Consider the following 18,694-nt stretch of genomic DNA (forward strand, 5'->3'; position numbering starts at 1 on the left):
GTACCAAAGTGGAATTGAAATGTGGGTATAGATACAGAAACATGATCCCAGTCGAAGGTTTTAATCGTACCAAAGTGGAATTGAAATGATCAAGTCATCCATCATCCAGGCTGCGAAAAAAGAGTTTTAATCGTACCAAAGTGGAATTGAAATGTTGTTGAAAGCCTTTCCAAGCTAATAAGTGTTATGGTTTTAATCGTACCAAAGTGGAATTGAAATGTGACTATAAATATTAAAATAGATAGCCTGATAAAGGTTTTAATCGTACCAAAGTGGAATTGAAATTTTTTAATAAAGCATTTCGTATAGGTCAATGGTTTCAAGTTTTAATCGTACCAAAGTGGAATTGAAATATTCGATGGCTGCCTGTATACGCCCCATGTTTGTAGCGTTTTAATCGTACCAAAGTGGAATTGAAATTTCCAGTAAATCGCGGTATCCTGGTTGGCCAGCCCGGTTTTAATCGTACCAAAGTGGAATTGAAATTGTCAAGTTGTGGGCCATGAGTAACCCCTCCTGTACGTTTTAATCGTACCAAAGTGGAATTGAAATACTGATACCGCCGCCTATACAGGAGACGATAAGGTGTTTTAATCGTACCAAAGTGGAATTGAAATATCGCGGCGGAAACATTATCGTCCTGGTACATATCTGTTTTAATCGTACCAAAGTGGAATTGAAATTCTTGTGGCAGCGCAATACTGATAAAGACTATGTACAGTTTTAATCGTACCAAAGTGGAATTGAAATATGATGTAGTGATAAAGATTATCATGGTCGTAGTCCGTTTTAATCGTACCAAAGTGGAATTGAAATATTATTTACAAATATTGTTCGCCATATTTTCGCCGTGTTTTAATCGTACCAAAGTGGAATTGAAATCTTCTCTTCGTAGTGCCCCTTTCCCAATTAATATAGGGTTTTAATCGTACCAAAGTGGAATTGAAATATTTTGATGGTGTAGAAATGCTGAGTCAGGTGAGGGGTTTTAATCGTACCAAAGTGGAATTGAAATAAGAAGAAAGTGTAATCTGGCTCACTTGGGACGCCGTTTTAATCGTACCAAAGTGGAATTGAAATTTTATTTTAGCCTGAAGTGCTTTCTGACTGGCAACAGTTTTAATCGTACCAAAGTGGAATTGAAATGGAACTTACGAATTTAATAAGGATGAGCGTGTATGGGTTTTAATCGTACCAAAGTGGAATTGAAATGTTACAATCATGCCGGGAGTATAAATGCGGGTGGATGTTTTAATCGTACCAAAGTGGAATTGAAATAGGTTGCTTAATGTTGCCGGGATCCCATTCTTCCGGAGTTTTAATCGTACCAAAGTGGAATTGAAATTTTTGTTACGGAGTTCTGGAACTATGTTGTGCCGGGTTTTAATCGTACCAAAGTGGAATTGAAATATCGCTGTTGGGCGCTATCCTGACTGCCTAATCCCAGTTTTAATCGTACCAAAGTGGAATTGAAATAGGCCGTAAACGAGGCACTGGAAGCGCAAAATAAAGTTTTAATCGTACCAAAGTGGAATTGAAATACCTCAAAGGGGTTGACAAAAATAGCGCTGACAGTGGTTTTAATCGTACCAAAGTGGAATTGAAATCTCTGAAAAGCGATTTAAAGAAACCTTTAAAGCCTTGTTTTAATCGTACCAAAGTGGAATTGAAATAAGGCATTTCTAGCATACCAACTTGACAAAGTTGTGGTTTTAATCGTACCAAAGTGGAATTGAAATTCAGTGGCCGTTGTCCCGGTGGAACGGTAACGGTGGAGTTTTAATCGTACCAAAGTGGAATTGAAATGGGCAAGGACGATGACATCCTCATGTGTAAGAAAGGTTTTAATCGTACCAAAGTGGAATTGAAATATCACTTATAAAAAGCATAGTACAATGAGCGACCAGTTTTAATCGTACCAAAGTGGAATTGAAATTACGTACTGAATCTCCCCTGTTTACCACTCCGAAAAGTTTTAATCGTACCAAAGTGGAATTGAAATATGTTTTGTTCGCCTGCGTATGCAGCTCAGATAGCTGTTTTAATCGTACCAAAGTGGAATTGAAATATTTTCCTAACGCTCCACATGACGACGTGAATGACGGTTTTAATCGTACCAAAGTGGAATTGAAATATGATAGCGGCGTTAAATCGGCCGTATCCGGAGGGAGTTTTAATCGTACCAAAGTGGAATTGAAATAAAGCAGGCAACTGCTGAGCAAGAAAAACTAATTGTGTTTTAATCGTACCAAAGTGGAATTGAAATTTGGATGGCGTCCCGACACCTGATACGATTTTCAATGTTTTAATCGTACCAAAGTGGAATTGAAATGCAGCGGGCAACGTAGGACGCTCCCATTCGGTATTTCGTTTTAATCGTACCAAAGTGGAATTGAAATCTGCAGTTCCTGTAACTGACAATACTGACCTGTTAATGTTTTAATCGTACCAAAGTGGAATTGAAATCTGTAGAAGTAATCCAGTGCCGGTGTGCTACGAAAGTTTTAATCGTACCAAAGTGGAATTGAAATGAGGTATCATGGGATACTATCCCAGGTATTGGACAAGTTTTAATCGTACCAAAGTGGAATTGAAATTCTTCTACAGTCAGGCTGTAGGAATGGCTAAACCCAGTTTTAATCGTACCAAAGTGGAATTGAAATGGGTTTTAGGGTCCTTGTCTGCCGGTACCGATGGCGGTTTTAATCGTACCAAAGTGGAATTGAAATACAACGACGACATAGGCGGCATGAGCGACGCGGCCGTTTTAATCGTACCAAAGTGGAATTGAAATATAGTTTTGGTCCAGGTAAAGCTGAGTTCCTGCGTAGTTTTAATCGTACCAAAGTGGAATTGAAATGTTTAACGATTTTTGCGGCATCTGCGGCCCGTTGTGGTTTTAATCGTACCAAAGTGGAATTGAAATAAGACATAGTTATTGAGAATGGACCGGCCCGAAATTGTTTTAATCGTACCAAAGTGGAATTGAAATATCCAGATATGTCACTGGTGATGATGAATCACAGACCGTTTTAATCGTACCAAAGTGGAATTGAAATTCAGAAAGAACGGATAAATTCCCATCTACCAGGCAGGTTTTAATCGTACCAAAGTGGAATTGAAATGGGAAAATAACAGTCGCGCCGCCGCCGCCTTGACCTGTTTTAATCGTACCAAAGTGGAATTGAAATCCATTCCCGGCACACCAGGGAACAATGCCTTATTTGGTTTTAATCGTACCAAAGTGGAATTGAAATTCCCGGTATGGGCCGGTGTTGCTACAGATGATAGGCGTTTTAATCGTACCAAAGTGGAATTGAAATTCTTCCCCGTTTCAAGTATATTACCATCCTGGTCTGGTTTTAATCGTACCAAAGTGGAATTGAAATCGTCAAAATAAAACGGATCAAATGAGGCACATTTTAGGTTTTAATCGTACCAAAGTGGAATTGAAATTTTACCGACCACATTTAACAACGAATTCAGGTACGGTTTTAATCGTACCAAAGTGGAGTTGAAATATGAGGAGTACGACCAGGCGAAAAAGAACTTTACCGGTTTTAATCGTACCAAAGTGGAATTGAAATTGCTTAAAATATACCTGTAGTACCTTTTCGGTCATGGTTTTAATCGTACCAAAGTGGAATTGAAATTGTAGGCTGTATTCAGCGAACGCTTGGCAACATTGGGTTTTAATCGTACCAAAGTGGAATTGAAATACGCTGCCAAATGACTACCAAGGTAAGGTTCCGCAGGGTTTTAATCGTACCAAAGTGGAATTGAAATTAGGAAGTAGCAACGATAGGAGTAGCAGCGCCACCAGTTTTAATAGTACCAAAGTGGAATTGAAATTATGCAGATGATGGAGTACTCTGACCCCATCCTTTGTTTTAATCGTATCAAAGTGGAATTGAAATCTTATCGGGTTGTGCCCCGGCCTAAATAATATACATGGTTTTAATCGTACCAAAGTGGAATTGAAATTTGATCTTCTTCGTAAGTTGGTCCATTAATGCAAATGTTTTAATCGTACCAAAGTGGAATTGAAATGATACTAAATGATACGGGCAGCAAGATTTAAGCTCGTTCTAATCGTACCAAAGTGGAATTGAAATTAGGTACTTATGCTTTATTTAACCAGGAGCTTATCGGTTTTAATCGTACCAAAGTGGAATTGAAATCAAATTAAGCCAGCGAATTGCGTATACTTGCTGTTCATTTTAATCGTACCAAATAGGAATTGAAATAGGCCCTGGCTGTACGCCGTCTGCGAAAAGTCTAGGTTTTAATCGTACCAAAGTGGAATTGAAATTTGAGTATTGTCAATATGGCGTCCTCTGCTTCATTTGTTTTAATCATACCAAATTGGAATTGAAATTACGTTGGTGGACCACCGGATTTTATTGCAGGGAATAGTTTTAATCGTACCAAAGTGGAATTGAAATAAAAACGCCTGTGCTGCGTCCTCCCATTTAACGGCGTAATCGTACCAAGGCGGAATTGAAATACGAGGGCCTGCGCCAGTCCTTTCAGCTGTTGGTATTTTAATTGTACCAAAGTAGACTTGAAGTAGAAGTATATCCGGGCCAGCTGGTTATGGCAGGTCTGGTTTTAATCGCACCACGATGGATTTCCCCTTCCCTCCCTATCCTTAACATTACGATAATACTAACCCCCTATCTTCGCGCAATAATCAACCGTGGCTGTTCCTGTCATACATATCACTACTTCTTTACTGGCTGATCTGAAAGCGGGTAATGAATCCGCTTTGAAGAAAATCCTGGAGCTTTATGGCCCCAAGCTGCTCAACTACTGCAAAAAGCAGGGCATTGGCGTATCTGATGCGGAAGAGCTGCTGCAGGATGTATTTATCAAGCTATGGCAGTTCCGGGAAAACCTGGATCTCTCCACCAATTTTGAAGCCTTCCTGTTTACGATCACCCGCAATGCACTCCTGAATTTTGTCCGGAAGCAGATAGGCTATGAGCTGACGGCTTCGGGCAACCTGGAGGAAACCGCTCCGGCGTATGCGGCCTGGGATATACACCGGATGGGGTATATGGAGGTCTATCAGCAATACCTGCAGGTGCTCAAAGGTGTGGATGATAAGCGCCGCGAGGCTTTCCGCCTTAGCAGGGAAGAAGGCCTGTCTCACCGGCAGATTGCTGCACAACTCAATATCTCCGTACGTACGGTGGAATTTTATATCTCCGGCATGCTCAAACTGCTGCGCACCGAGCTGAAAGACAGCTATATCCTGCTGGTACTTTTCCTGTTCCGGTAGTTGTTCATATTAAGTTAACATACTTTCACTGTGGTTCCCTTCTTTTTATGTGTACTTATAGTTGAGGATGCTCCTCTATAATATACATTGTCATGAATGATCTCCGTTTTAATAACCTTTTCCGGAAACTGCTGAACCGGACTGCTACCGCTGCTGACAGGAAAGAACTGCATCAGCTGTGGGAGGAAGATGCCTTGCGCCGTGATCCGGAGCAGCTGTTCCCGTATGAAGACTGGCAGCAGACATCCGCCAAAGGTTCGCTGACGGAACGCCTGCAGCAGAATACCCTGCGTTATGTGCTGGAAGGAGATGCACGCCCTGACAAGGCTGCCCGCAAAATATCTGCCCGCCTGCGCTGGCTGCCGGCAGCAGCTGCGGCTGTATTATTAATGGTAATAGCCGGTTACCGGTTGCTGCATACTACTGTGAAGGAAAATACCTTACTGGTTGTCAGCACAGCTCCCGGAGAACAAAAGATGATCAGGCTGGCAGATGGTTCTGTAGTACACCTGAATGGTGGAAGCAGTATGCATTTCCCCGGAAAGTTTGAGGGCAGACAACGTATGGTCCGCCTGCATGGAGAGGCTTTCTTTGAAATCCGCTCCGCCAGCGCCCAGCCGTTTATTGTACAGACGGGCAATGTAGCCACCACTGTACTGGGTACCTCTTTTAATATCATTGCCGGCAGAGATGCTACGGCTGTTACCGTATCCGTAAAAACGGGACAGGTACTAGTAACGGTAAAAAATACTACCGGAGAAAGGATGGAAGCCGTAAAGCTGTCGCCCGGCATGCAGGCGGTTTACACCGGTCTGCAACATAAGCTGGCAGTATCAGACATCTCTCCTGAAAATGCCGGTAGCTGGAAAAATAACCTGCTGGTATTTGAAAATACATCCCTGGAAGAAATCTGCCTGGCGCTGGAAAGAAAATATGGAGTACGGTTTACACCGGCTACTCCTGCGCTGCTGCACTGCCAGTATTCTACCCGCTTCGATGGACTAACGCTGCAGCAGGCAATGGATAAATTATCCCTGCTGGGTAACCTGCACTTTTCCCGGAAAGACAGCACCATCACCATCAGCGGCACACCCTGCATTCCCTGATTACCTGTAAATAAAAAGGCCATTCCGTTTGGAGCCGGAATGGCCGGGACGCCATCAATATTCATTAATGACTAAAAGCAACACGAATTTATGGAATTAAGTGCAACTATGCCCGGGGACCGAAAGAAATACCCCCGACTGACCAAACCACTCTATTGTATTTTGACGCTCATTTGTTGGCTGCTGTTCGCCAACCCCGGTCAGGCGCAGGATGCAGCTACTACTAAAATTTCTTTACAGGTGCAGCAACAGCCCCTGTCTGCAGTATTCAGAGAAATTGAACAGAAATCAGGCCTGACAATCGAATACCGGCATGATGTTATCAACAAGGATCAGCTGGTCAGCATCCGGGCTACGGACGAACCTGTGCAGAAAGTCCTGCGGAAACTGCTGAATGGCACTGCTGTTCGCCTGGTACAACAAGGTAAGAGCATACTGCTGGTAAAGGATCCGGCAACTCCTCCCGCAAACAGCACCCCGCCTGCAAAAGGGCCCGGCCGGTTTAGCGGAAGAATTATAGATGAAGAAACAGGAGAAGCCCTGCCCGGCGTTACCATCCGCATTGGCACTAAAGGCGCTACCAGCGCTGCTAATGGAGGGTTTATGTTTGCGCTGCCGGCAGGCAGGTACGAAGCAGAAATAACTTCTATCGGCTATAGCAAAAAAATAGTATCAGACATCATCATAAAAGATGATCAGCTGTTTGATCTGAATATCTCTCTTAAAAAAACAAGAAATACGCTGACTGGCGTTGTTGTGAGATCTTCTGCCAGAAAGGAAAGTGTTAATGCCTTGTACCTCCGTCAGAAGAATGAAGCCGGTATCTCCAACGGTATCAGCAGGGAACAGATTGCCGCCCTGCCCGATAAGAATGTGGGCGAAACACTGAAACGTATTTCCGGTGTCAGCACCAACGATAATCGTCGTGTAGTCGTGAGAGGTATAGCAGAACGCTACAACCTGGCCATGATGGACGGCGCCGTACTGCCCAGCACCGATGTGCAGGTACGCGATTTTGAATTCGACATCGTACCCAGCAACCTGATCGACAATGTGGTGGTTTCCAAAACCGCTACACCGGATATGAGCTTCGGCTTCGGCGGCGGACTGATTCAGATCAATACCTTCGCTATCCCCAACGAAAATTTCAACACCTTCAGCATCGGCACAAAATATACAGATGGCAGCACCGGAAAAGACTTTCTGGGATATGCCCGCGGTAAGCAGGACTATCTGGGCTTCGATGACGGCGGCAGAGAACATTTTCCGAAAGAGATGCTGATCTTTAACGGTCAGAACTACGATCCTAAAAATCCCAACACCAGGCCCAATCCCAATATCCCAGGAATTACGCCGGCCATGATTGCGGAAAATAACAGGAAAATCGGCGGCCTGGAAAGAATAGGTACCCGTACCTATAAAGCCGCACCCGGACAAAACTACCAGTTCAGCATGGGACGCAGCTACACCTATCGTAATAACCACTTCGGTTTCGTAGGATCGCTCAGCTATCGTAATGAACAGTCAATTGATGATATCTCCCACTTTGGAAGAGGAAACTGGGAAAAACTGAGTAACCGCGTCTATAAGGCAGACACCGGAGAAGAAGTAGATCCTACCTACTCTACACAGTATAACTTCAATACTACCTGGGGAGCGCTGCTGAATATGGGATGGAGCTCAAAAAATCATAAGATCACTGTCCGCAATTTTTATTCACGGGTATTCAACAACCAGTTCTCCCGCATCGTAGGATGGGGTAATGACATCGGATACGGAGAACATGCGGCCATCAGGGAATACGACCGCCCCAGGTTTGTAGACCTGCTGCAGAACCGTATCAACGGGGAACATAATTTCGGCGCCTTCCGCCTGGAATGGAACGTGGCGCGTAATAAACTCGTTAACCTGGAAAAAGATGCCGTGGAAGCCTGGCTGGCCCCTTCCACCATGCTCAATGGCACCGTATATAATATTATGCCCAGCGGCGTGAGCAACCCCGGCGGAGGAACATTCAACCGGGCGAAATATATTTACGAAGAAACCAACAAAATAGCGGAAGGCTCACTGAGCTACCGGTTCAATGTGCTCGGAAAACAACAGATCGTTAAATCCGGCTACCAGTACATGCAGCGCCACGGTACCTACGACTGGACACTCCTGCCGATCGGTACGGTGGAACCAACCGGTAACATCTACCCCTATATACCTGTGCAGGAATGGGGTAAATACCTCGAGTTCAAAGATCCTGCAAAAGACCTGTTCTACTATCCGGCCGGCTTTTCCCAGAACGGATATGAAGGTAAAAATACCAATCAGGCTGTTTATGGTATGCTCGACAACCGCTTCACCAACTGGCTGCGACTGGTATGGGGTGTTCGCGCAGAATACTATAAATATGAAAGAATGAAGAGCGGCGCAAATGACCTGGCCATCAACTCGCTGATTGAACAGGGTGAAAAACTCAAGTATGTAGATCCGGCATCCGGAAATATAGTAGCACCATTTGCTGATCCTACAACGGAAGAAAAAACCTGGCGTTATCTGCCCTCTGCCAGCCTTACTGCAACACCGTTAAAGGATTTCAATATCAGGGCTGCCTATTCTCAGTCTGTCGTAAGACCTGCGCTGATTGAGAACTCCCGCATGATCCGCTATGACCCTTTAATTGCTGCATACCGCAAGAATGAAGGAGTATTGTCTACCCTGATAGACCATTACGACTTCCGCATGGAATGGTATCCCAATCCCGGTGAAGTAATTTCTGTCGGCTACTTCCACAAATATTTTGATAAACCCGTGGAATTATACCGCACACAACCTGATGCTACCGCCCGCATTTACCTGAATGTACAGAACTCTGACTGGGCAAAGGTAGACGGGCTGGAAGTAGACCTGCGCAAAGGCCTCGGCTTTCTCCGGTCTGACTGGAAGTTCCTGGATAATATCTTCGTAAGCGCTAACCTGACATTGCAAACATCTGAAGTACAAGCCAGCACGTTTGTCGGTAAAGCCATGACAGAAGATAAATACGGAAAGAATTATCAATACCGTACCAAGGTAAATCAGAAGGAAAAAAGACCACTGTACGGTCAGGTGCCTGTACTGTACAATGTAGCGTTGCAGTACACCGGTAATCGTTTAGGCGCTAACGTTGCCTTTAACCACATGGGCTACAAAACCTTTACTACCGGTCTGACACCGCATATTGTGGAATATGAACGCCCGCGTGACCAGCTGGATGCGCAGCTGAGCTATAACTTTTTAAAAGATAAAAGATTAAAGGCCCGCCTGAGCATCAGCAACATCCTGAATACGCCGCACCGCTTCTATATCAACGGCCTCGATACCTATAAAAAACTGGCCAAATGGGAGGGTGTGATCGACAGCGGTATCACTGCTGAAGAATGGAGCGAGATCTATGAATGGAAGCCAGGGTTCTCACAAAAGTATGAAGAAGGTCATCTCGAAACATCTTCTGATGGTAAAACAAAGACCAGAGTAGGCGATAAAGAAACCTTCATCCGTAAGACAGGTGTCGCGTTCAGTCTGTCTCTTTCTTATTCGTTCTGATTCTTTTCAGTCTGATATAAATTATAAATCATGAAGACAACAAATATATTATCCACAATACTGTCGGCAGTTTTACTGCTGGCGCTGGCTGCCTGCAGCAAGAACGAAGAAGATTATTATTACAAGCAGAAAATGCTGGCCGTTTCACTCAAAGGCTATAATGGCAGCGGCGATGTGCTGGATGTGACATTAGATACCTGCAAATACGAATTGCAGAATGGTGCATTCCTGCTCAATCAGGGGTATCTGTTCCCGGACAATCAGCAAAGCGTAAAGCTGAAAATTACAGAACGCAATACTTCCAAAGCAGTGATGGAAAAGGTAATCAACCGGGAAGATGTACATACTACCATCAATTTCCTTTACCTGAACGGAAAAGTGTCGGATATGCCGGTAAAGCCTGATGTAGAAGATAAAAAGCTCAAACTGATCTACATGTTCATGCCTACCGTTACCAACTACACGGAGCCGGTAGATATTGTACTGGGAAAATATTTTGTAACACCAAAAGTGTTCGAGGAAATCACCCGGATAAAAAACGTAAAACCGTATACATTCACAGAACCGGTAACACTCGCTACTTTCCCTACTGCCAATCAGCAGTACAACGGACAGCCTACTGCCGTACAGTTTAATATATACGTCTATAAAGCCGGTACCAATGAGTTTTATACGGAAGGAACAGAATACACTTCAAGCCCTATTTCTTCCAGTGCACCCAAGCCGCCGGCAGCAACAGCAACTTCCAAACTGTATATTTTCAGCGAAAGTGCTGCCGGACAGACAATGAGATTTAATAAAACTGTGGAGTTATAAAAAGTATTACCATGAAATCAATGATACATTACATAAAGATACCGCTGCTGTCTGTATTGCTGCTGCTGACATTTACCGCCTGTAACAAGGAAGACGAATTCCGTGAAAAAGCCATACAGGTGGTTATCAATGGCTACAATGGCGGCGCGGATGAGCTGGAGGTGAATATTGATACTACCAGGTATGATAAAACAGCTTTAGGTGGGAAATTCCTGATGAAACCATCAGCTATGGCCGGTTTTAATGTGGTATATACATACCGGGCAGCACAGCTTAATGCTGATGTGACCATTAAAGAACCTGCCAGCGGTAAGGTAATTTTCACTAAGCCTTTACCTGCCACGGGTACCCTGGCATATTATAACTTTGTTTATTTAGATGGAAAAATACTGGACGTACCTGCTCCTGCGGCAAATCCTGCTGTTTCCAAACTGATTTTCTATGTTCATCATACAGCCAGTGACGCGCCTTTTGATATGTTTCTCTACAGAATGGATAATACAACCGGACAGGAATTCAGAGAATATCTTGCTAAAAACGTAAAACCCGGTACATGGATAAATGTTGACTACACTCCTTCCGCCGCATTCAACAGCAAAAACATCCTGAGTGGAGCCAGCATTTATTTTACCAAATCAGGTACGGTGGATCAGTGGGCATTTGAAGAAACAGAAGGCAGAAGTAAGTTCTCTACGTTCGGACTCAGTTTCCCGATAGAGGGAGACGCTGGTCTGGTGCAGGCTTATTTTATTGCGCAGGGTAGATTTGATCTGGAAAGAATCAGATTATTCCATAATCCGGACAGATTGTGGTAAGTGAAGATTTATGCAGGCCCGCCCGTTAAAGGGCGGGCTTTTTTATGCCATCTGTGCCCTGATTATTTTAGTTGTATAATTATCTCCTGCAGGCAGGTTACAAAAACTTAATACACAGGTAATATTTAAACCTGCATTTTTGCATCGGTAATTTATTTTTCCGATGGATTATAAACAGGCGTCTGACAATGATCTGTGGCAATGCTGTCAGCAGGATGATATGCACGCTTACAATGAGCTGTTCAGCAGGTATTATCCCCGTATGTTACAGCTTGCCCGCCGTTATGTCCGTGATGCCATGAGTGCAGAAGAGCTGTGTATGGATCAGTTATTCCACCTCTGGGTGAAACGCGCTGAAATTACTATTGCCACCAGTTTTTCAGGTTACCTTTTCCGTTCTGTACGTAATCGTATCATCAGTGAAATGCGCCGGAATATCCCGGTGATGGCAGATCTTGATGAACTACAGGAAGATGCGCAGCTGGACCGGTCTTCAGACTACCGCCTGTTATCCAGGGAGGCCGAACATGCCTACCGCCAGGTGCTGAATGAACTGAGTCCACAACGCCGGCAGGTATTTATGCTCAGCCGGGAAGAAAACCTGACTTATCCGGAAATAGCCCGCCGGATGAACCTTTCCGTAAATACCGTGGAAAACTATATGGTAGCCGCTTTGAGCTGCCTGCGGAAAAATCTGAAGGAAAAAGTTCCCTCCGCTGTTATTCCCCTGCTGCTCCTCAGCGATTTTACCAACACGTTGTTGTAACTGAAATGCTATCCCGCTGCGACTTTCATAGCGCAGGTGATGATGATGTCTTCTTCTCTTTTTTTCTGAAAAAAATATTACGGCATAGGTGGTGCCGGCGGTTGTTTTGCGTCCTTGTAATCAGAAGGACGTATAAAGTCTTTTGCAATAAGGGATCTCCGGTTTTTCATCCGCATAAATTTCAGCAATGGGAGAAACAGAAAATTTACTATACAATTTTATTGATAACCGTTGTACAGAAGAAGAATTACAACAGGTAAAGATATTGCTGGACACCGAAGCAGGCCGCACGATGCTGGACGAACTGCTGCATCGCCGCGAAGCAGCAGCCTGGAACAACCCGCCGGCACACAATGTCGCCATGCAGGAAGTTATTCGCCGCAAACAGGCGGAAATGCAACAGCGCATACAGGATAATGAAAACAGGGAACAGCCCCCTGTGGGCCGCATCATCAACCTGGGAAAAATATTCCGGTATGCCGCTGTATGGGTAGGTCTGATTCTGCTGTCCGGCCTGACAATACGGGAACTGCGTAAGCAACGGGTAACTGATACGACTATACGTTATATAGAAAAAGTTAATCCAAAGGGCGCCCCCGAACGCTACCTGCTGCCCGACAGTACCGTTGTGTACCTGGCGGCCGGCAGCCGTCTTAAATATCCGGATACCTACCCGCAGACAGGCCGTGATATTGAATTACAGGGCGAAGCATTTTTCGATGTGTCCCGGGATGAAGTACATCCCTTTACCATCCGGTCGGGAATGATCCTGACGCGCGTACTGGGCACCTCTTTCAGAATAACCGCGTGGGAAGGACAGCAGCAGGAAGTCGCCGTAGCTACCGGCAAAGTCAGCATCAGCACAGTGGCCGCAGCGAAAATAACGGAGCTGGGAATGCTGACGCCCGGACGCAAAATTACGTATGATCCGGAGACGGGAAAAGCAGTGCCCGGAGCGGCAGACATCAGCAGCATAGAGCAGTGGAAGGCAGGCGGACTCCTGTTTACAGAAATGCCGATGCACAACGTGGCCATAGCGCTGGAACGCAGGTACGGTATCGCTTTCCATTTTGACAATGCAGGCGCCGCCAGACACGTGGTAAGCGGATCCTTCTCCGCTGCAGACTCCCTGCCGGCCATAGTGGATATGCTGGCCTTCGTAGGTAAATTCAGTTACCGCCTGTCGGCAGACGGCAAAACATATTTCATCAAATAAATTCTTTAACAGCAAAAACAATACATATGTACCGTAATACTACCCGTTAAAAAAAATGTCCCACCAGTGGCGGGACACCCTGCAACTGCAAAAGTCCTACGATTTGACGGTCCGAATGACTTTACAGCTACACCGGGAATTCCCGGATTTACCAATTACTCAGTAAACAATTACAATAATATGCAAAAAAACACATCCTTACCAGGAGTGCCGGCAATTATCCTCCGATCGGGAATGCGGTACAGCCTTTCCCTTGTAACGTTATTCCTGCTGTATCTGATAATGCCGCTGACGGCCCGCAGCCAGCAGCTGGACGGGCAGAAGATCAGCCTGCAGCTGTCTGACCGCACAGTCAGGGAAGCGCTGGCCGCCATTCAGCAACAGAGCAGTTTCAAATTTGTATACGGCAGCGATATCAACAGATATACGTCAGTGAAAGTATCCCTGAATGCTAACAATATTACCATAAAGCACGCTATAGAACAGGTACTGAAGAATACCAACCTGCGTTATACCCAACGCAACTATCATATCCTGATTGATGAGAAGCCCGCCGGCAGCACAGGAACAGCACAGAAAGAACAAAGAAAACAAAACGGCCGTATCACCGGTAAGATCATCAGTGACAGAGGAGAACCACTCATCGGCGCTTCCATCCGCATCAGCGGCAGCAACGAAGCTACACAGTCAGCCGCCGACGGCAGTTATATGCTCAGCGTTCAACCAGGTGCATATACGGTGGAGGTCAGCTACATCTCTTTCCAGGCGCAGCGCATAACGGATGTAATAGTAAAGGAAAGCAGCGCTACTTCACTTACAATAGCCATGAAGGCTAAAGCCAGCAACCTGGATCAGGTAGTGATAACATCCGGTTATAAAAAAGCTAGCGTTTCCGGCCTGCTGGCAAAACAGAAAAATGCAGCAGAACTATCCGACGGTATTTCGGCAGAACAGATTTCCCGAAGCCCGGATAACAATGCAGCAGATGCTTTGGGCCGTATTACCGGGTTAACAACTATCGATAAAAAATATGTAGTGGTACGCGGGATGGGCGAACGCTGGAATGAAACTGCTATAGACGGTATCACACAACCCAGTACGGAGCCGCTCAAAAAATCCTTCTCCTTTGACCTGATACCGGCCAGCCTTATCGATAACATCATTGTCAGCAAAACCCCTACGCCGGATATGAATGCCAGTTTTACCGGCGGATACGTACAGGTGAATACCAGGGATATTCCGGAAGAAAATTTTATGACGGTATCAGCAGGTGTCTCTTACAATGATCAGAGTACATTCCGCCAGCAACTCGGCCGCCAGTCCGGGAAGTATGACTACCTGGGATTTGATGACGGCCGCAGATCAATGCCGCAGCGGGATCAGGTGAAAACAGCACTGGAGCTGGAAAAGGAAGTTAAAGGTGATATACGGAAAAATCCGGCGCTGCATGAGCAGTCAAAATTATTCACCCACGATAATTTCACTACCTACTCCAGCCAGACACCGCTGGGCCTGAACATGAAACTGGCCGGTGGCCGCGTTTTCCGGGTAGGTAAAACACGCGCCAATAAATTTGGCGTCATCGCTTCCCTCTCCTTCAAAAATACACAGGAAACAGAAAATATTGATTTCATCAGCAGAGGTGGCTGGCAGAACGCCCTGGGCCTCAACCTGGAAAATGATCATCAGAACAGCCGCTATTTTAACACCGGAAATACCTACAATATCAATACTACCTGGGGCGGCCTGTTAAACATGGGATTCCATACAGCTAAAAGTAAACTGACCTTCCGTAATATTTACTCTCACATCTTCAATCAGGATTTTACACAGATTAAAGGCTGGAACAAGGATCAGACAGATTTTGAGAATGATATTCCTGTTATTGAAGAAGTGAACAGGCCACTGTTTACTGACTTTTTCCAGCATAAGCTGGAAGGACAGCATCAGCTGGGGCGGATCCGGATAGACTGGGGGCTGGCCAGCACAGTGGTGCAAAGGAATCAGAAAGATGTGACTTACCTGGGATATTCCAGTGCGAGGATAAATAATGAGATTATTTATTTCCCGGTAACCAATGTCATGTCTACTACCAGCCGTTTCCCATTCAGTCGCGGTACTTACGCCTATACAGGAAAAGATCTGAACTGGAATGCAGCGGTTTCCATTCCTTTCCATATATCTTCTGCAAAACAGATTTTCAAGGCAGGATACTTTGGCGCCAACAGAAGCGGCGCACAGGATTATTTTGAAGCAGGATTGTATAATTTATCCAATGTGCTGCCCAGGGAGTATCAGTACATCTCTGCAGGAGCATTGCAAAACCCTGCAAACTTCCACAGCAACGGGTTTGCCTGGCTGCCGACTATTGGCGGTAATTCAAGGTATGAAGGAGATGTGTATCAGCATGCGCCTTTTGCCATGCTGGATAACCATTTTGGCAAGTTCAGGCTGGTATGGGGTGTGCGCGCTGAATACTATCAGTATGAAGAACGACAGAATCCTAATGATGGCCGCTTTGGCCCGCCGGATGCACCGCTGCCGGAAGAGAAAAAATGGCAGTACCTGCCCTCGGCTAATTTTACGTATAGCCCCTGGAGTAATTTCAACTTCCGCCTGGCCTATGCCAAAACAGTATCAAGACCACAGTTCGCAGAAAGAAACCGTTTCTCCTACTATGATCCTACGTACTCGGCTTACATCTGGAATTCTCCGGTAGTATCTTCTGTCACAAATGGCTATGATTTTAAAGCAGAATGGTATCCTGAACCCGGTGATGTATTGTCGGGCGGCCTGTACTACAGGGATATCGCCGATCCGATAGAAATGTACAATGCACTGACGGCCACCAATAAAAGCGAATTCTCCCTGAGAAATTCCAAAAAAGCACAGGTGTATGGATTTGAGATGGATATGCAGAAAAATCTGGGCTTCATTCATGACGCGTTACGGAATCTCCGTTTCACTGCTAACCTGGCTTTGAATAATAGTGTGGTAGATGCTTACGCTACTACCACTATTGACGAAGAAGGTAATCCCCTGGAGCTGGACAGTGAAGGAAAACCGGTTTCCAAAGAAATAGTGTACCGCGACACACGTCCGTTATACGGTCAGGCGCCCTACAGTTACAATATCGGACTGGCTTATGTTTCCAATCGCTACGGCATCAATGTACTGTATAATAAAACCGGTAGAAAGTATACACTGGTAGGTACTTCCTTACTCCACTCCGAAATGCAGAACCCTTTCGGAAAAGTGGATATACAGCTTAGCTACAAATGCCTGAAACAGGAAAGACTGGAAGTGGTACTCAATATTTCCAACCTGTTTAACGAAAGTATCCTGTATTACAATAATGCCGACAGTTATGAGTATGATGCAGAAGTAAAGAATGGTAACAACACGATGGATCCCCGTTTAAGTAACCCGGTTTTCTATACGAAACATGTTGTGCTGAAGTCCGGTAAATCCCGGAACTATGACAAAGGCGACCAGATAACCTATAAATCGCAGACCGGACGCCGGTTTTCGCTGAGTGTGAATTATAAATTCTGATAAAAGTAAAACATGAAGAGCTTACATAAAATATCCAGGCAGCTGGCCATAGTATTAACAGGTATCTCCCTGTTTTCCTGTTCCAAATCACAGCAGGAGTTTTATCCTGAGAATAATGTTGTTGATATAGATGTGAAAGCATACATCGCACAGGATTCGCTGCAGTTCAGGCTGGGCGGAAATATCCTGAAGCCTTATCCCGAAGCGGCGTCTCCCTACTTTGGCGGTTCCGTAAGTACCAGGTGGGTTGCCAATGGCGCTACCAGTTTCGCCGTATTGAACAGCAAGGGAGAGCTGCTGTTAGAAAGAAAAATTGATGGGGCTGCTGTTTCAAATCTTATCAAGTTCTATTATGATGGCGCCACCATTACCGATAAATTACCTGACATTCCAAAGCCGGCAGCAGGGAATGTAGGCATACTCCTGAGTTTTCCCGAAAGAAAATACAGTAAGGTGGCCGCAAAGAATATCGGAGTAGAGGTAGCAGCCAAGAGAAGAGGACAGCCTACTATCATAAAGCGGTATACTTTTAATGAAGATGCTACTGTTTTTGTGGACATGACTTTCCCTGCCGGTTATCAGTACATTACATGCAGCCTGGTGAAGGCTGACAGCCCTTCTGAGAGATATACCCCGGATGCAGCGAGTTACATCATAACATTGAATTCGCCCAAACCTGACAGAGGCTATCTGATGATGATAAAGGAAATAGCAGACCAGATGGATAGGTTTACTGGCATTGAAGGACTGGAGCTGACGCAGTACCTGAATTAATTTTTTGAAGAGAATACAACGGGCTGGTTACAGGAATTACCTGTAACCAGCCCGTTGTTATTTAGTCGTAATCCACACCGGAAGAATAGAAAGCCATTCAGCAGATGCAGGGTAAGTGATGATTAATGCTGCGGAATGAGCGCCTCCATTTCTATTTCGATCATGGCTCCGGGCAGCCCTAGTTCGTTTACGCCGATCCAGCTGCCGGTGGGAAAATGACCGGTGTATATTTTATGCCGGTAGGAAGCATTCTGTTGTAGTGCAGCCATACTGGTAGTATAAATGTTCTCCAGAAAAACATCTTCAAAAGTACAGCCATAATGTTTCAATACTTTTTCCAGGCTGGCATAGCAATTTTTCATCTGTTGCGGATAATCATCTTTACCTGTCAGATTCCCTTTATCGTTGATGCTGATTACGCCGCCTATTTTGACGATGTTGCCCACTTTTACCGCCTGCGTATAGCCATACATTTTTTCCAGTTCGGGGCGTAGCAGAAAGTACGCTGGTTTTTCTGCAGTGGCCGTTTCAACTGCTGCTGTGCCGGCTTTAGGAGTTTCCTGTTTGCAGCCGGAGATTGCAAGCGCCAGCAACATGATAATTCCTGTCAGTATACTGATCTGTTTTTTCATATTCCGTTGTTTTCATCAAAAATAATGTAAAAAATCAAATGCAACAACGTTGCATTTGATAATAGACTACGGAAATACTATCACAGGAGTATATGTGAAGGCGCTGTCTCATACTATCTGAGACAGCGCCTCTGAAATAACCGGAGTGAATACAGTC

10 protein-coding genes and 1 CRISPR repeat array (1 of these 11 only partly in view) are annotated in these 18,694 nt (G+C 45.0%); of the genes, 9 read left to right on the forward strand and 1 reads right to left on the reverse strand.

Annotated features, from left to right (window positions below; all coding sequences use genetic code 11):
* Positions 1–4,571: direct repeats of the CRISPR family, unit length 30 nt; unit sequence GTTTTAATCGTACCAAAGTGGAATTGAAAT; it begins 408 nt to the left of the window's first position.
* Positions 4,572–4,699: 128 nt separating this feature from the next.
* From GWG06_RS03265 to GWG06_RS03305, 9 genes are all read left to right on the forward strand, one after another.
* Positions 4,700–5,284 (forward strand): RNA polymerase sigma factor, encoded by a 585-nt coding sequence (locus GWG06_RS03265; RefSeq protein WP_127036853.1) that lies wholly within the window; start codon positions 4,700–4,702, stop codon positions 5,282–5,284.
* 92 nt (positions 5,285–5,376) lie between these two features.
* Positions 5,377–6,390 carry a FecR family protein gene (locus tag GWG06_RS03270; protein ID WP_160711344.1) on the forward strand — a complete coding sequence of 338 codons (1,014 nt, stop codon included), beginning with the start codon at positions 5,377–5,379 and terminating at the stop codon, positions 6,388–6,390.
* Between the two features lie 162 nt (positions 6,391–6,552).
* Positions 6,553–9,963, forward strand: coding sequence for a TonB-dependent receptor (locus GWG06_RS03275; protein ID WP_202182936.1), 3,411 nt, complete (start codon positions 6,553–6,555; stop codon positions 9,961–9,963).
* Positions 9,964–9,993: 30 nt separating this feature from the next.
* Complete coding sequence (locus GWG06_RS03280; protein ID WP_202182937.1) at positions 9,994–10,779, forward strand: hypothetical protein; 786 nt, start codon at positions 9,994–9,996, stop codon at positions 10,777–10,779.
* A gap of 11 nt (positions 10,780–10,790) precedes the next feature.
* Positions 10,791–11,594 (forward strand): hypothetical protein, encoded by an 804-nt coding sequence (locus GWG06_RS03285; RefSeq protein WP_127036847.1) that lies wholly within the window; start codon positions 10,791–10,793, stop codon positions 11,592–11,594.
* A 163-nt stretch (positions 11,595–11,757) separates the two neighbouring features.
* Positions 11,758–12,360 carry an RNA polymerase sigma-70 factor gene (locus GWG06_RS03290; RefSeq protein ID WP_160711346.1) on the forward strand — a complete coding sequence of 201 codons (603 nt, stop codon included), beginning with the start codon at positions 11,758–11,760 and terminating at the stop codon, positions 12,358–12,360.
* Positions 12,361–12,547: 187 nt separating this feature from the next.
* A complete protein-coding gene (locus GWG06_RS03295) occupies positions 12,548–13,576 on the forward strand; it encodes a FecR family protein (RefSeq protein ID WP_160711348.1) in 1,029 nt (342 codons plus the stop codon).
* A gap of 180 nt (positions 13,577–13,756) precedes the next feature.
* A complete protein-coding gene (locus GWG06_RS03300; protein ID WP_160711350.1) occupies positions 13,757–17,131 on the forward strand; it encodes a TonB-dependent receptor domain-containing protein in 3,375 nt (1,124 codons plus the stop codon).
* Positions 17,132–17,143: 12 nt separating this feature from the next.
* Positions 17,144–17,905 carry a hypothetical protein gene (locus GWG06_RS03305; protein ID WP_160711352.1) on the forward strand — a complete coding sequence of 254 codons (762 nt, stop codon included), beginning with the start codon at positions 17,144–17,146 and terminating at the stop codon, positions 17,903–17,905.
* Positions 17,906–18,027: 122 nt separating this feature from the next.
* Here GWG06_RS03305 and GWG06_RS03310 read toward each other — a convergent pair whose 3' ends face one another.
* Complete coding sequence (locus GWG06_RS03310) at positions 18,028–18,537, reverse strand: RidA family protein (RefSeq protein ID WP_160711354.1); 510 nt, start codon at positions 18,535–18,537, stop codon at positions 18,028–18,030.
* Positions 18,538–18,694: the final 157 nt, after the last annotated feature.

The organism is Chitinophaga solisilvae, from assembly GCF_009928525.1.
GTDB lineage: Bacteria > Bacteroidota > Bacteroidia > Chitinophagales > Chitinophagaceae > Chitinophaga > Chitinophaga solisilvae.

Bases quoted from the DNA above. Each gene is read 5' to 3' on its own strand.
- GWG06_RS03295 (WP_160711348.1), top strand. From the start codon at position 12,548: ATGGGAGAAACAGAAAATTTACTATACAATTTTATTGATAACCGTTGT.
- GWG06_RS03300 (WP_160711350.1), top strand. From the start codon at position 13,757: ATGCAAAAAAACACATCCTTACCAGGAGTGCCGGCAATTATCCTCCGA.
- GWG06_RS03285 (WP_127036847.1), top strand. From the start codon at position 10,791: ATGAAATCAATGATACATTACATAAAGATACCGCTGCTGTCTGTATTG.
- GWG06_RS03310 (WP_160711354.1), bottom strand. From the start codon at position 18,537: ATGAAAAAACAGATCAGTATACTGACAGGAATTATCATGTTGCTGGCG.
- GWG06_RS03270 (WP_160711344.1), top strand. From the start codon at position 5,377: ATGAATGATCTCCGTTTTAATAACCTTTTCCGGAAACTGCTGAACCGG.
- GWG06_RS03305 (WP_160711352.1), top strand. From the start codon at position 17,144: ATGAAGAGCTTACATAAAATATCCAGGCAGCTGGCCATAGTATTAACA.
- GWG06_RS03290 (WP_160711346.1), top strand. From the start codon at position 11,758: ATGGATTATAAACAGGCGTCTGACAATGATCTGTGGCAATGCTGTCAG.
- GWG06_RS03280 (WP_202182937.1), top strand. From the start codon at position 9,994: ATGAAGACAACAAATATATTATCCACAATACTGTCGGCAGTTTTACTG.